Raw genomic sequence first — 12,852 nt, forward strand, 5'->3', positions numbered from 1 at the left:
CTTTGCATTATTTCTTTGGTCTCTTCACGACGAGGCGGTAGGCCTCTGCCCTGCCTGCCGTGCGACTGTCACGAGTAATCCGGATGACGTTCCCGACATCACCACCGATAGCCTTAATTGCGGGATCGTCGTGGTACATTTTTGGTAGTTGCTCTAACGAGATATGATACGTCGCAAGAAGGTCTGTGACTTCTTCTCCGTCCATAATCTGATGGTCCGGAACCATCTCATGTTTGAGTACGTCAAGCGAGGTGCTCATCGCCTTACACCCCGCCGACGAAAGAGTTGCGTATCAGATGCATCACCTTATGAAAATCCATAGACATCGCCCATGGCAACGGGCCCAAGGGGATTTGAACCCCCGACCACCTGGTTAAAAGCCAGGCGCTCTACCTAACTGAGCTATAGACCCCGCGCGTACTGCCATCCAGCATTATTACAATGCAAGAATAGTATAAAAACATTCCTTCCGGGCGTATCATATAATTCGCACTCCAACGATATAAATCTTTCAATTTGTGACTCGCCACGGGCCCACCGGAATGTTTAATGCCCGCCGCGGAGTCAGGTTATATACGTAGTTTCCCGGATCAGGGTGCCCGCATGACCTCTCCCAAAAACCGTGTCGATACAGCCATATCCGCCATATCGGGAGTGACGCTGGCGATATATCTGCTCATCGCCGCCTCGCTCTCCTTGCTCGCGGTCTTCTCCTTCTACGATGTGATCCTGGATCTGGTAGCGTTGATCCATGCCGGGGACATGACGCAGGGCGTGCTCCAGGTGCTGCACGACCTCCTCCTGACCCTCATCATCGTCGAGATCCTGGAGACCGTGACGGCCTACTTCAGGACCAACCGGGTGCTGGTGACGCCGATCCTGATTGCGGGCATCACCGCGATGGTGCGGCGGGTGCTGACCTTCGGGGTCGAGCCAGTCGAGCCCATCGACATCGGGATGACCCTTGCCGCAATCCTCGTGCTGACGATCGCTGTCATCTATATCGGGCGGCAGGAGCGCGCGGAGAGTTATTAGGACAGGAGAGGCCTGTGATCCCGGACCGCGCGGAGATCGATGCGGCACCGGACCGGCGGGGAGGATTACTGCCAGAAGAGCGCACCGGTACAAAGGGGGGTTTTGAGGGTGAGAGAGGATCACTGCGTCTCAAAGATGTCCGCAAACTGGGCCCGGACCTCGTTCAGGCGCTCTTCCTGAAGTTTGATGCTCGCCGCCATGCTCTTTATAGCCCTCGTGATGCTCTCACCCATGCCCACCCGGGCGTCCTTGATGCTGTAGGTGGTCTCCAGGATCTTCAGGAGGCGTTTATTGATATCGACGCTCTTTGAGAGGCGCTCATACTCATCGATGATCCGGGGGTCCACGCTGGCCGCGCGGGCCCGCTCGATATCGGCAGCGATGGAGTGCCGGCGCGCCAGCACGCGTTCTATGGCGTCGTAGAGCTGGTGATGGGTGGTGGGTTTGAGGATATAGTCCTCAATGTAGGCTCCGTACTCGTTTGCCTCCTCAGGCGTGAGGGGTTTTGCGGTCAGCATGAGGATGGGGAGATCCCGCGTCGCGGGATTGGTCTTGATCTTTCCGAGGGTCTCCCATCCGTCCATCGGCTCCATCATGATATCGAGGAGGATCAGGTCCGGGGGGGTCGCATCCAGGACTTCCAGACACTCCTCACCGCTGAAGGCGGTGATCGGCCGATAGCCTCCGCGCTCCAGCATGGTAACAAAGACGTCGACGATCATGGGGCTATCATCGACCACCAATATTGTATACATCACGCCTCCCCTCCTATTCTGGTTGCAATATCCAACAGTTGTCTCTGTACTGTAGAGAGCTCAGCAGACTTATCTATTACCGCCGCGATCAGGGCGGCCTCCCCCGCGCTGACGATGAGGATCGCAGAGTCGGTTGCAGCGATGGTGACCATGGACGGATTCTGGATACGGACGCTGCCGCAAGCGGCCTCTGCTGATGCAAGGACCGTTGCGCACATCGTCGCGAAGAGGGGTGAGGACAGGTTGCCTTCCCGGGAGTATTTACCGAGAACCACCCCCTCACAGGATACAAGGGCAGATGCAGCGACACCGGCAATGGACCGGATCTCATCGATGTAGCTCCGGGCATCCTCTCCCCTTAAAGAACAGTGACTCATGGCTGACTCCGGTCCACCTTTATAGGAATATTTGCTTCGCATCATATATGGATATCGAATAAGTCATCCTCCAGATCTGCTGTTACCTGGCCTTTGGCCGCAATGGAACGGTAATTCCCGCGGATGAAGAGAGTAAGTACCACCAATAGCGCGCAGGCAGGGCTTTGAGCCACTCCGGGAAAACGACAGCGGCAGTGAGAAGAAGCCCTTGCAGGACCCTCGCGAGACGGAGACCCGGGGACCGGGGCCGACACGTGAGATGGGATTTTTCCCTGATAAGAGCATCATTACGATTTAAAACGGATTTGAGTCTCCATAAAGGACATAGTTAAACGAATAAGTTTAAATTGCACAACTACTATCTATCCTTGAGACGGTTTGAGATGATCAGGGCCTACACCATCGCCTCAGGAAAAGGCGGAACCGGGAAGACGACCGTGACCGCGAATCTTGGAACGGCACTGGCCCAGTATGGCAGGGAGACCTGCATCGTTGATACGGATATGGGTATGGCCAACCTCGGGCTGGTGCTGGGGCTCGGGGAGACACCGGTCACGCTCCACGAGGTTCTGGCAGGAAAGGCCCGGGTCGAGGACGCCCTGTACGAGGGGCCATATGGCCTCAAGGTCGTGCCGAGCGGCCTCTCGCTCCAGGGGTTTCAGAACGCCGACCCACAGATGCTCAAAGATGTGGTGCGCGAACTCACGGATCGCTGTGATTACCTCTTCTTCGACGCTCCTGCCGGCATCGGCACCGATGCGGTCATACCCCTCACCGTGGCGGACGAGGTGCTCCTGGTGGTGAATCCTGAGATCTCCTCGCTCGTGGACGCCTTGAAGGTCAAGATCCTGACGGAGATGATCGGCGGCACCGTCGGAGGGGCCATCCTCAACCGGGTGATGCCAGGGAGTACCGAGATGAGCCGGAAGAAGATCGAGCAGACCCTCGGCGTGCCCATCATCGATACGATCCCTGAGGACGCGGACGTGCGGAGGGCGGCAGCGGCGAGGACGCCGGTCGTTGTCAGGTCGCCAGGGTCCCCTTCGTCGAAAGCGTTCCGGAGGATCGCAGCCTCGTTGGCAGGCATCCCCGTTGAAATGGAGCCCGGCCCCGCTCAGGAAGCCTTTATCGAACGACTTGCTCGTGCACTATTCAGGAGAGAACCAAATGTTTGACATCAATGCCATCATGATAGTCTTGCTCTCGGTAACCATCATCTGCCTGTTGTTTATTATGTACGTTATGTACGTGCGTATCCAGCAACTCCTCACCGAGGTCGCCTCGCTGACGGGCAGGATGGAGATCACCGGCACCGAACTGGAACAGCTGACGCGGAACGTCGAAGAGTTCAAGAGAACGCGGGGATAGGTCTCCTCTCTTTGCTCCTCAAAGCGAAGATATATGTGTGATTCCCTCACACAGTATAAGGGAGGGGCCATAGGGTAGCCTGGCCATCCTAGGAGACTGGGGGTCTTCTGACCTGCGTTCAAATCGCAGTGGCCCCATCGTACCATTTTTCTCTTTCCCGGATAGAAAGATCTGCAGTATGAGATTTTACGAGGGCTGCACGGATTGCCTGATCTCCCGGGTTGAATACGAGAGCAGGCTCTGCATCGACGATCCGGCGCGCGTCCAGGAGATCGCCCGGGCGTGCCGCGACCTTCTCGAGCGCATCGCCGCCGACCCGGTCCCCGCCCCCGTCATCGCAAGCCGGGTGCACCGCCTCGCCTACCGGATGATCGGGGATGCCGACCCCTACCGGTCCCTGAAGGAGGCCAACAACCTGGATGGGGCGGCGGTCTGCCGGACGGTGCGCGGCGACCTCTCGAAGTTCCGCGATCGGACACTCGCAGCGGTCATCGGCAACACGCTGGACTACGGTTCGCAGGCCCATACCGTCACAGACAACTTCGTTGAGTTCTTCCGCCGGGAGTTCGCAGCAGGGCTGACCATCGATGATACCGGCGCGATGGAGCCCCTCACTTCCCGGGTAGTCTACCTCGCCGACAACTGCGGGGAGATCGCCTTCGACGCCCTCCTTGTCGACCACCTCAAGGAGAGAGGGTCGCATGTCACATTCGCTGTCCGGGGCGCGCCGATCTTGAACGACGCAACAATGGAGGACGCGGTGGCGTTCGGGCTGGACCGCCGGGCGGACGCGCTCCTCCCCACCACGGACGGCATCGCAGAACTCGGCCTCAACCGGGAGATCGCCCCGCCGCCTCTCCTCGATGCCCTGGACAGCGCCACGCTCGTCATCGCCAAGGGTATGGCCAACTACGAGTCGCTCTCCGACTGCCGCGACCTCCCGCCCGTGGCCTACCTGATGTCGGTGAAGTGTGGCCCGATAGGTGCGGACATCGGTATTCCCGTCGGCTCCCGGGTCGCTCTCCTCCGGGAGTGAACACCCGCTGGAGCGCGGTCGGCCGGGAGGGGGCGGGCTAGCTCGCCCGGGACCGCGATAGCATATAAAGAGTATCAGCAACAGGTTATCCGCATGGAAAGATTATCCATGAAAAATGGGGCATATAATAAACCCATTTTGTATTCAGAAGGATATATTCAACGTGATATTTATCAGAAAATAATATATAATAGACGTTATAGACACTGAAATGGGGAAAGACCACACCCACCGATTACCAGTATTCAATTCCATCAGCAATCACCACGACAACCACCAATCACACCCACCAACCACACACAAGCGTTCGGTCAGGGGCGGGCAGCGCCCCTGCACCAGGGTTCAAGCGATCACAGGATTACACCGGGCCATAACTTTCGGGTGTGGCCCCCCCACCCTCATTCCATGAGGCCAGACCCCACCTCAATTTTTACCCCCGGCGATCGGGATCCTCTGTCACGAACAGTCCCGAATGAGCCCGATCAACCTCACTTTGCGAGACCTCCCCCTCACCTGCCCCGGCATTCTTCTCATCCGTCGCACCCCGCCTGGCCTTCGGCCTCCTCCTTCCTGAGGAGGACGTAATGCAAAGTGGTCCCGGGAGCGAGCCGGAACCCCGTTCATTTCCGGCATCTCCCCGTGCGGTGGACCGTGGGGGTATCGCCACCGGGGTGGGGCTTACGGGGAGTGCGAGCGCAGCGAGCTTGAGCACCGATAGGTGCGAGGTGCGAACGAAGTGAGCAGGAGAAGACCGAAGGTCTTCGAGGGGGCACGCCTCCTCCCCTGTCTCTACCATGTAAGCCTCTAACTGTTGCCCCCACACCGCCCGGCCTTCGGCCTCCTCACTCGCACCTCCGGTGCTCCTGCTCCGCTCCTCGCACCTGACGGTGCTCACGCTCACTATGTTCGCGCCTCGAAGCCTGACGGCTTCTCAAACTCCTGTCCTACGGACAGTCGTTCTCTGGAGCAGCGCACCCCTCCAAAAGGGGCGGGGGCAGTGCGTGGCGATACGCGACTGGCCGACCGGAGAAAGCAAAAGGGAAGAGATAGAGATCCTTCACCCGAATATCTTCCGGGAGATCTCCAGCGCCTCGATGGCGGGCATCTTCTTCCCGGTCAAGAACTCGATCGCCGCACCCCCGCCGGTGGAGATGTGCGTGAACCGGTCCTCGATACCGAGCCGCTCGATGGCCGCGCCGGAGTGCCCTCCGCCGACCACCGAGAACTGCACGGTGGAGGCCGCTCTCAGGAGATCGAACGTGCCGACGGCGAACTGCTCCTCCTCGAAGAGCCCGGCCGGCCCGTTCACCACGACCGTCCCGGAACTGGCGATCTCCCCCGAGAGGCGGTCGATCGACTCTTCTCCGAGATCAAGCACCTGGGCGTCCTCCGGGACGGCCTCCACCGGGTACTCCACCCGCCCGCCGTCCTCGCGGACGGCGACCGAGTGCGGCAGAGAGATCCGGTCCCCGTAGGTCCCGATGAGGTCTTTTGCCCGCGCGATCTCGCCGCGGTACCCGAGGTCGTCGATCAGCCGGGCCGAAGGCTGCCCGATCTCGTAGCCTGCCGCAAGCAGGAAGACGTTTCCGACCACCCCGACCACGATCACGCGGTCGGCGGTTCCCCGCGCGAGAACGTTCTTTGCGACCGCAAGAGAGTCGTCCACCTTCGTTCCCCCGAGCACAAAGGTGACGGGACGCGGGGCGCCGGAGAAGACCCGGGAGAGGTTCGCGACCTCCTTCTCCATCAGGAGGCCGGCAACCGACGGGAGTGCGAGCGGCAGCCCCACGATCGACGGCTGCGACCGGTGCGCCGTGCCGAAGGCGTCGTTGACGTAGACATCGGCCATCGCGGCGAGTCTCCGGACGAGAAGGGTCTTCTTTGCCTCCTCCGGCTTCAGGGTCAGGTTCTCCTCGGCGGCGAACCGGAGGTTCTCGAGCATCAGGACATCACCCCGCTTTGCACCCCGGATCGCCTCCCGGGCGCACCGGCCGAAGATGTCCTCGACATAGGTCACCGGGCGGCCGAGCAGCCGCTCCAGCTTCGCCGCGTGCGCCTCAAGCGTCGTGAAATCCTTCTTGCCGGGCCTGCTCTGGTGCGTGAGGATGACGAGCCGTGCATCCTCAAGCGCCTGCACCGTCGGCAGGTGCTCGCGGAACCGCTTGTCGTCCAGAATCTGGTTCGACGAGGGATCGATGGGCGAGTTGAAATCAACCCGCAGCATCACCGTTCCCGTCAGTTTCCCCGCACCAGCGAGCGTACCGATCTCCACCAGGTATCACCTCTTCCCTGATCAGACGCTCCGCGCCTTGATCCTTTTCAGGCGGAAGAGCTCCTCACGTTCCATCTCATCGAGCCGCATCTTGATAAAGTCTCTGGCCTCGGTGAGTTCCGGGATCACCTTGAACTCGAGCGCGTTCACCCGGCGCTTGGTGCCCTCGATCTCATCGAGGAGCCGCTTCATGGTCGTCTCGATCTCGGCGGCCTCGATGATCGCCTCGAGCAGGTCCTCGAACGCCTCCGCGGTCTCGTCGATGACCGCAGAGGTGCCGAGCATCCCGTAACCGCGGTCGAGCACGCCCTTCCGGACGGACGACGACTGGATCTCCGGGACGACGACGCCCATGATGTTCTTGCTCTTGAGGGAGATCTCGGGGACGTCTGCCGTCGAGAAGGCGGCAGCTTTCACCCCGATCGCACCCTCGACGGTCTCCGCGAGGGCGATCATCTCCATCGCATGATCGTATCGCTCGAGCATTGCGCCGCGGCTGTCTTTCGCATGCTGCAGCACCTTGAAGAACTCCAGGATCAGCCCATCGCGCTTCATCTTGAGGATGTTGTAGCCGCGCTCCGAGAGCTTGATCCGTCGCTTGACGTTGATCAGCTCAGATCGGGTCGGCTTGATATCTCGCAGCGCCATGAACACTTACCCCTGTGCCTTCTTCCGGTACTTCGGGTGATACTTCTGGATCAGTTCGCGGTCGATACGCACCAGCTGCTCTTCAGGCAGCGTCGCAAGGAGGTCCCAGCCGAGGTCGAGCGTCTCCTCGATCGACCGGTCCTCGTAGAGGCCCTGCCTCACGAACCGGTCCTCGAAGAGGTCGGCGAACTCAAGGAACATCCGGTCGCGCTCGGAGAGCGCGTCTTTCCCGACGATGGCGACCAGGCCCCGGAGGTCGTTACCTTCCGCGTATGCCGCGTAGAGCTGGTCCGAGACCTTCTTGTGGTCTTCGCGGGTGTGCCCCTTCCCGATACCGAGGTTCATCAGACGGGAGAGCGACGGCAACACGTTGATCGGCGGGTAGATACCCTTCCGGTGCAGCTCACGGTTGACCACGATCTGGCCCTCGGTGATGTAACCGGTCAGGTCCGGGATCGGGTGGGTGATATCGTCGCCCGGCATCGTCAGGATCGGGATCTGGGTCACCGAGCCCTTGACGCCCTTGATGATACCGGCACGCTCGTAGATGCCCGCAAGGTCCGTGTACATGTAACCCGGATAGCCACGCCGGCCGGGCACCTCTTCACGGGCCGCGCCGATCTGACGGAGCGCCTCACAGTAGTTGGTCATATCCGTCAGGATGACCAGCACGTGGTAGCCGAGGTCGAACGCCAGGTACTCGGCTGTGGTCAGCGCGAGACGCGGCGTGATGATACGCTCGACGGCCGGGTCGTCTGCAAGGTTCAGGAAGACGACCGCCCGTTCGAGGGCGCCGGTCTTCTCGAAGTCCGCCATGAAGTAGTTGGCCTCTTCCCGGGTGATACCCATCGCTGCAAAGACCACGGCGAACTCTTCGGTCGAGCCGGGAACCTTTGCCTGCCGGGCGATCTGGAGCGCCACATCGTTGTGGGGCAGACCCGATGCCGAGAAGATCGGGAGTTTCTGGCCGCGGACCAGGGTGTTCGTCCCATCGATCGTCGAGATACCCGTCTGGATGAAGTCCTCGGGAGACGATCGGGCGTAGGGGTTGATGGCCGCACCGGAGGTCTCGAGCCGCTTTTCGGGCACGATCTCCGGGCCGCCGTCGATCGGCTTGCCGCCGCCGGAGAGGATACGACCGAGCATATCCTTCCCCACCGGCATCTTGATCGTCTCGCCGGTGAAGCGGATCCCTGAGTCGCGGCCGATACCCGTGGTGCTCTCGAAGACCTGGACAACCACGATCTCGTCGCTCGTGTCCAGCACCTGGCCGCGCTTGACCGTGCCGTCGGCAGTCACGATGTTGACGAGCTCGTTGTAGCCCACCGGTTCCGTCTTCTCAACGAAGACCAGAGGGCCGGCAATCTTTGAAATCGTCCTGTACTCCTTCATGGTCACGCCGCCCTCATTGCATTGAATTCAGCTTCCATGTCTTTGAGAATCTTCTCAAGCACGGGCTCGTAGTCCTTGATGAACTTGATCTGCACCAGTTCGTTCTTGCTCTTGACGCCGACGATCTGTTGCGGGGTCGCTCCTCCGATCTGGGCGGTGCGCGCGAGATCGGCGTAGCGCTTGATCGAGTTCATCATGTCGTACTGCTTGGACATCGGGCAGAACGTATCCACCGCGTCGTAAGCGTTCTGCTGCAGGAAGATCTCACGGATCATCCTGGCCACCTCGATGGTGACCTGCTCCTCATCGGGCAGGGCGTCGGAACCGACCAGCTGGACGATCTCCTGGAGTTCGGCCTCCTTCTGGAGAACACCCATCGCCCACGCCCGGAGCGGGTTCCACTCGGGCGATACCTCTTTGTCGTACCATTCGCTGAGTGAGTCGAGGTAGAGCGAGTAGGAGTTCAGCCAGTTGATGGCCGGGAAGTGCCGGCGCTGGGAGAGCTTCGCGTCCAGTGCCCAGAAGACCTTGACGATTCGGAGAGTGTTCTGGGTGACCGGCTCTGAGAAGTCGCCGCCGGGCGGCGAGACCGCGCCGATGACCGAGACCGAGCCGCTTGTGCCGTTGTGGTTGATCACACGGCCTGCCCGCTCGTAGAACTCCGAGAGACGTGCCGCAAGGTATGCGGGATATCCTTCTTCACCGGGCATCTCCTCAAGACGGCTCGAGATCTCACGCATGGCCTCTGCCCACCGGGAGGTGGAGTCGGCCATCAGCGAGACATCGTAGCCCATGTCCCTGAAGTACTCGGCGATCGTGATCCCCGTGTAGACGGACGCTTCACGTGCTGCGACCGGCATGTTCGAGGTGTTTGCGATCAGCACCGTCCGCTCCATCAGCGGCTTGCCGGTCTTCGGGTCCTCGAGATCCGGGAACTCCGTCAGAACCTCAGTCATCTCATTGCCGCGCTCACCGCACCCGATATAGACGACGATCTCGGCATCGGACCACTTCGCCAGCTGCTGCTGGGTGACCGTCTTGCCGCTCCCGAACGGGCCGGGGATGGCCGCCGTTCCGCCCTTAGCGATGGGGAAGAGGCCGTCCAGGATCCGCTGACCGGTGATCAGCGGGACGTCGGGGTTCAGCTTCTCCTTCACGGGACGGGGCACACGGACCGGCCAGCGCTGGAGCATGACGATCTCGGTGCCGTCCTCAAGAGTGCAGATGGTCTCGTCCACCGTGAAACTGCCGGCCGCGATCTTCTTGATCTTGCCGCCCTTCGACCGGGGCGGGACCATGACCTTATGAACGATGTTCGTCTCCTGGACCGTGCCCAGGATATCGCCGGCCTTGACAACGTCGCCCGCCTTCACCGTGGGCACAAACTCCCACTTCTTCTCGTGGGAGAGGCCGGGAGCCGAGACGCCGCGCTCGATAAAGTTGCCCATCTTGTTCACGAGCACCTCGAGCGGCCGCTGGATCCCGTCGTAGATACTGGTCAGCAGACCGGGCCCGAGCTCGACTGCAAGCGAGAGGCCGGTGTTGCTGACCGGCTCGCCGGGCCTGACGCCGGGGGTGTCTTCGTAGACCTGGATGATGGTGTTCTCACCCTCGATCTTGATGACCTCCCCCATCAGTTCCTCATCGCCGACCTTTACCACGTCGTACATGTGTGCGTCGAGACCGACAGCAGTGACGACCGGCCCTGAAATCCGTTTCAGGACCCCAGAGGCCCCATTCTTTCCTTTTTTCTCCATTACTTCCACAGATCAACACCCACCGATCTCTTGATTCTCTCTCTCATCGACAGGCCGCCCTCATCCCCACCGATCGCGATCACCGTCGGTTTGACGGAGTTCTCGAGGGTGGTGCGGAGCCGCAGGGGGAGCCGGTCCATGTCGCTGCCTTTCAGCACGAGGATACCGACGTCCCTGTCCTGGAGCACCTGGTTGATGTGCTCGACCAGCCGCTCGTCGGTCTCGGCCGCGTAGGTCTTCCTGACGCCCGCGAGCCGAAACCCGAGGATGAATTCACTGGTACCGACTATTGCGATCTCCATGTTAGATCACCAGGTAGCCCTGTAATCGCTCACCGGGGAGGCCTGCCTCCTTGCCCCGGGCGAGGGCGCGAAGGTTCGCGACCTCGTACTTCTTCTCCTCCAGGTAGACGATGACCGGCAGGATCGAGAACGGATACCGTTTTGACATCCGCTCCATCTGGTCCAGCTGGACCCGGGTCAGCGCAACCTCGATCTCGTGGAGGGCGCTCGTGGACCGGATCGCCTCAAGCGCATTCAGGAGCGGGACCATCTTCACCTGTCTCTTCAAGGCGTCGATGAACTCGTCCCGGTCCTCGATCCCCGAGAGCCGCTGCAGTTCCTCCACCGAGAACGAGCCGCCACTGATCATCAGTTCCCTGACGTCCTCACGGACGTGCCCGGCCCGGAGGCGGAAGAGGTTCTGGATGTTCCGGACATCAATCTCGAGCCTGATGTACTTCAGGAAGATGTCCCCGCCCTTGATGCCTTCCGTGGCGTCGGTGATGAGCCGTGCGTAGTAGCCCCGGTAGAGTTCGTTCTCCAGGTGGGCAAACGACCCGGTCTCCATTGCGCGGGGAAGTTCCCGCTCGATGATCGGGTGGAACCGCTCGCCCTTGAGCGCCTCGACAACCCGTTCCGGTGACTCTTCGGTGAGAAGACGGTCGAGAGCGACCTTGTCCAGCCTGCCTGCCGGAACCAGGACCTCCTTGATCTTCCCCGGCTGTAACCCCTGCATCTTACCGCGCAGGATGGTGACGACGTTCTGGATGTCCCAGCGGCGCAGGTAACTGGCGGTGAAGTACTTCAGTTCCCCGGGCACAAGTTCCAGGATGTGCTGGTACTCCTTGGCGAGGTTCCAGCTCAGGGCCTCCTCGACGAGGTCAATCCCGGAAAAGGAGTTGGCGAGTTCATCGATCTCGGACCGGTAATTGGTCTCGCCGATGAACCGGGTGATCTCAGGCAGGCTCATATTCAGCATGCGGAGATAATCCTCGCGCGGAATCAGCAGTGATCTACGCACCCGCATACGAGTGCAGGCGTAGATGTACTGGGCCGATCCGCTACTTACTCCTGCCATGTATGAACCTCCTCATGTGAACAGAATCTCTGACGCGTCCTTCAGGCCGGACTCCCAGACCTCGTCCAGGAACGTGCGGTAACTGTGGTCTATCTGCAGATCGCCGCTGGTGCTCTCGACGATGATGCCGCCGGGGATATCCACCGGCGCACCGACGGTGTAGCCTGAGAGGGTCTTTGACCGGGAGATGATCCCTTCGACGACCGGGGTATCCCGCTCGTTCGTGTGGACAACACCCTGCTTGATCTCCTTTGCCGCTCTCTTCAACAGCTCTGTGAGCGCCTTCTCGTGGAACTCAGCAGGCAGATCACCGACAGCAGCGAGTGAGGCCGAATAGACCTGATCGAGGAGCGTCTTCTGGGCGTTCAAGACCTGTCGCTTGACGACGAGATTCGCGGCCGAGGCCTCCTGGTTGATGGTGTGGGTGGCTGCCCGGTCCGCTTCCTCCTGTGCCGAGATCTTGATCCCGGCGGCACGCTCCTGTGCGTCCCGGAGGATCGCGTCGACTTCGGCCCGGGTCTCTACCCGGACCGCCTCGGCCTCTCTTCGCCCTTTCTCCCGGATCTCGTTGACGACTGCTTCGAGTCCCATGGTTCACTCCATCAGAACAGAAGCAGCAGTGCAACCACAAGACCGAAGATAACGATGGTTTCGGGAATAACCGTCAGGAGCAGTGCCAGACCAAACACATCACGGTTCTCCGCAGTCGCTCCGACTGCGGCCGCACCGATTCCCAGCTCTGCGATACCTGTGCCGAGGCCGGTGAGGCCGACCGCGAGGCCTGCGCCGAGTGCTTTCATTCCCATCTGCGATGCCTGTACCATTTCAAGAGTCATGCCAACATCTACCATTT

The 12,852-nt window shown here is 60.8% G+C and carries 15 protein-coding genes and 2 tRNA genes; 5 read left to right on the forward strand and 12 right to left on the reverse strand.

Features of this window, described 5'->3' with window-relative positions; all coding sequences use genetic code 11:
- Nucleotides 1–7 precede the first annotated feature (7 nt).
- A complete protein-coding gene (locus V6K60_RS12455; RefSeq protein ID WP_332450848.1) occupies nucleotides 8–259 on the reverse strand; it encodes a DNA-directed RNA polymerase subunit H in 252 nt (83 codons plus the stop codon).
- Between the two features lie 79 nt (nucleotides 260–338).
- Nucleotides 339–412: transfer RNA gene (locus tag V6K60_RS12460), tRNA-Lys, on the reverse strand.
- A 191-nt stretch (nucleotides 413–603) separates the two neighbouring features.
- Between V6K60_RS12460 and V6K60_RS12465 the strand changes: the two genes are divergently transcribed.
- Nucleotides 604–1,035, forward strand: coding sequence for a phosphate-starvation-inducible PsiE family protein (locus V6K60_RS12465; protein ID WP_332450849.1), 432 nt, complete (start codon nucleotides 604–606; stop codon nucleotides 1,033–1,035).
- A 119-nt stretch (nucleotides 1,036–1,154) separates the two neighbouring features.
- On the opposite strand, the gene V6K60_RS12470 is transcribed toward V6K60_RS12465, so the two are convergent.
- Nucleotides 1,155–1,790: a response regulator gene (locus V6K60_RS12470; RefSeq protein WP_332450850.1), complete on the reverse strand. Its 636-nt coding sequence runs from the start codon at nucleotides 1,788–1,790 to the stop codon at nucleotides 1,155–1,157.
- Nucleotides 1,790–2,212 (reverse strand): roadblock/LC7 domain-containing protein, encoded by a 423-nt coding sequence (locus V6K60_RS12475; RefSeq protein WP_332450851.1) that lies wholly within the window; start codon nucleotides 2,210–2,212, stop codon nucleotides 1,790–1,792. Before V6K60_RS12475 ends, V6K60_RS12470 begins: the two co-directional genes overlap by 1 nt.
- Nucleotides 2,213–2,550: 338 nt before the next feature.
- On the opposite strand from V6K60_RS12475, the gene minD reads away from it, so the two are divergent.
- From minD to V6K60_RS12495, 4 genes are all read left to right on the forward strand, one after another.
- Complete coding sequence (gene minD / locus V6K60_RS12480) at nucleotides 2,551–3,342, forward strand: cell division ATPase MinD (RefSeq protein WP_332450907.1); 792 nt, start codon at nucleotides 2,551–2,553, stop codon at nucleotides 3,340–3,342.
- 67 nt (nucleotides 3,343–3,409) lie between these two features.
- A complete protein-coding gene (locus tag V6K60_RS12485) occupies nucleotides 3,410–3,535 on the forward strand; it encodes a hypothetical protein (RefSeq protein ID WP_332450852.1) in 126 nt (41 codons plus the stop codon).
- Between the two features lie 63 nt (nucleotides 3,536–3,598).
- Nucleotides 3,599–3,672: transfer RNA gene (locus tag V6K60_RS12490), tRNA-Pro, on the forward strand.
- A 41-nt stretch (nucleotides 3,673–3,713) separates the two neighbouring features.
- Nucleotides 3,714–4,571 carry a damage-control phosphatase ARMT1 family protein gene (locus V6K60_RS12495; RefSeq protein ID WP_332450853.1) on the forward strand — a complete coding sequence of 286 codons (858 nt, stop codon included), beginning with the start codon at nucleotides 3,714–3,716 and terminating at the stop codon, nucleotides 4,569–4,571.
- A gap of 1,057 nt (nucleotides 4,572–5,628) precedes the next feature.
- Here the strand turns inward: V6K60_RS12495 and V6K60_RS12500 are convergent.
- From V6K60_RS12500 to V6K60_RS12535, 8 genes are read right to left on the reverse strand one after another with little or no spacing between them, the layout of a single operon-like run.
- Nucleotides 5,629–6,843 carry a phosphoglycerate kinase gene (locus V6K60_RS12500; protein ID WP_442919576.1) on the reverse strand — a complete coding sequence of 405 codons (1,215 nt, stop codon included), beginning with the start codon at nucleotides 6,841–6,843 and terminating at the stop codon, nucleotides 5,629–5,631.
- Nucleotides 6,844–6,864: 21 nt separating this feature from the next.
- Nucleotides 6,865–7,491, reverse strand: a complete 627-nt coding sequence (locus tag V6K60_RS12505; protein WP_332450854.1) for a V-type ATP synthase subunit D — start codon at nucleotides 7,489–7,491, stop codon at nucleotides 6,865–6,867.
- Between the two features lie 6 nt (nucleotides 7,492–7,497).
- Nucleotides 7,498–8,883 (reverse strand): ATP synthase subunit B, encoded by a 1,386-nt coding sequence (locus V6K60_RS12510; RefSeq protein WP_332450855.1) that lies wholly within the window; start codon nucleotides 8,881–8,883, stop codon nucleotides 7,498–7,500.
- Between the two features lie 2 nt (nucleotides 8,884–8,885).
- Nucleotides 8,886–10,640 carry an ATP synthase subunit A gene (locus tag V6K60_RS12515; RefSeq protein WP_332450856.1) on the reverse strand — a complete coding sequence of 585 codons (1,755 nt, stop codon included), beginning with the start codon at nucleotides 10,638–10,640 and terminating at the stop codon, nucleotides 8,886–8,888.
- On the reverse strand, nucleotides 10,640–10,942 hold the full coding sequence (locus tag V6K60_RS12520) for a V-type ATP synthase subunit F (protein ID WP_332450857.1): 303 nt from the start codon (nucleotides 10,940–10,942) through the stop codon (nucleotides 10,640–10,642). The genes V6K60_RS12515 and V6K60_RS12520 overlap by 1 nt, the downstream gene beginning before the upstream one ends.
- Before the next feature lies 1 nt (nucleotide 10,943).
- Nucleotides 10,944–11,999: a V-type ATP synthase subunit C gene (locus V6K60_RS12525; RefSeq protein WP_332450858.1), complete on the reverse strand. Its 1,056-nt coding sequence runs from the start codon at nucleotides 11,997–11,999 to the stop codon at nucleotides 10,944–10,946.
- Between the two features lie 12 nt (nucleotides 12,000–12,011).
- A complete protein-coding gene (locus V6K60_RS12530) occupies nucleotides 12,012–12,590 on the reverse strand; it encodes a V-type ATP synthase subunit E family protein (RefSeq protein WP_332450859.1) in 579 nt (192 codons plus the stop codon).
- An 11-nt stretch (nucleotides 12,591–12,601) separates the two neighbouring features.
- The gene (locus tag V6K60_RS12535; protein ID WP_332450860.1) at nucleotides 12,602–12,850 is read right to left on the reverse strand and encodes an ATPase; all 249 of its coding nucleotides are present in this window, start codon (nucleotides 12,848–12,850) and stop codon (nucleotides 12,602–12,604) included.
- Between the last annotated feature and the right edge of the window lie 2 nt (nucleotides 12,851–12,852).

The organism is Methanoculleus sp. (genome assembly GCF_036677455.1).
Lineage (GTDB): Archaea > Halobacteriota > Methanomicrobia > Methanomicrobiales > Methanoculleaceae > Methanoculleus.

What these genes read in the sequence shown, in the direction of transcription:
- V6K60_RS12505 (WP_332450854.1), bottom strand. Translation starts at nt 7,491, where the DNA reads ATGGCGCTGCGAGATATCAAGCCGACCCGATCTGAGCTGATCAACGTC.
- V6K60_RS12465 (WP_332450849.1), top strand. Translation starts at nt 604, where the DNA reads ATGACCTCTCCCAAAAACCGTGTCGATACAGCCATATCCGCCATATCG.
- V6K60_RS12495 (WP_332450853.1), top strand. Translation starts at nt 3,714, where the DNA reads ATGAGATTTTACGAGGGCTGCACGGATTGCCTGATCTCCCGGGTTGAA.
- V6K60_RS12520 (WP_332450857.1), bottom strand. Translation starts at nt 10,942, where the DNA reads ATGGAGATCGCAATAGTCGGTACCAGTGAATTCATCCTCGGGTTTCGG.
- V6K60_RS12470 (WP_332450850.1), bottom strand. Translation starts at nt 1,790, where the DNA reads ATGTATACAATATTGGTGGTCGATGATAGCCCCATGATCGTCGACGTC.
- minD (WP_332450907.1), top strand. Translation starts at nt 2,551, where the DNA reads ATGATCAGGGCCTACACCATCGCCTCAGGAAAAGGCGGAACCGGGAAG.
- V6K60_RS12455 (WP_332450848.1), bottom strand. Translation starts at nt 259, where the DNA reads ATGAGCACCTCGCTTGACGTACTCAAACATGAGATGGTTCCGGACCAT.
- V6K60_RS12525 (WP_332450858.1), bottom strand. Translation starts at nt 11,999, where the DNA reads ATGGCAGGAGTAAGTAGCGGATCGGCCCAGTACATCTACGCCTGCACT.
- V6K60_RS12510 (WP_332450855.1), bottom strand. Translation starts at nt 8,883, where the DNA reads ATGAAGGAGTACAGGACGATTTCAAAGATTGCCGGCCCTCTGGTCTTC.
- V6K60_RS12530 (WP_332450859.1), bottom strand. Translation starts at nt 12,590, where the DNA reads ATGGGACTCGAAGCAGTCGTCAACGAGATCCGGGAGAAAGGGCGAAGA.
- V6K60_RS12515 (WP_332450856.1), bottom strand. Translation starts at nt 10,640, where the DNA reads ATGGAGAAAAAAGGAAAGAATGGGGCCTCTGGGGTCCTGAAACGGATT.
- V6K60_RS12485 (WP_332450852.1), top strand. Translation starts at nt 3,410, where the DNA reads ATGTACGTGCGTATCCAGCAACTCCTCACCGAGGTCGCCTCGCTGACG.
- V6K60_RS12475 (WP_332450851.1), bottom strand. Translation starts at nt 2,212, where the DNA reads ATGATGCGAAGCAAATATTCCTATAAAGGTGGACCGGAGTCAGCCATG.
- V6K60_RS12535 (WP_332450860.1), bottom strand. Translation starts at nt 12,850, where the DNA reads ATGGTAGATGTTGGCATGACTCTTGAAATGGTACAGGCATCGCAGATG.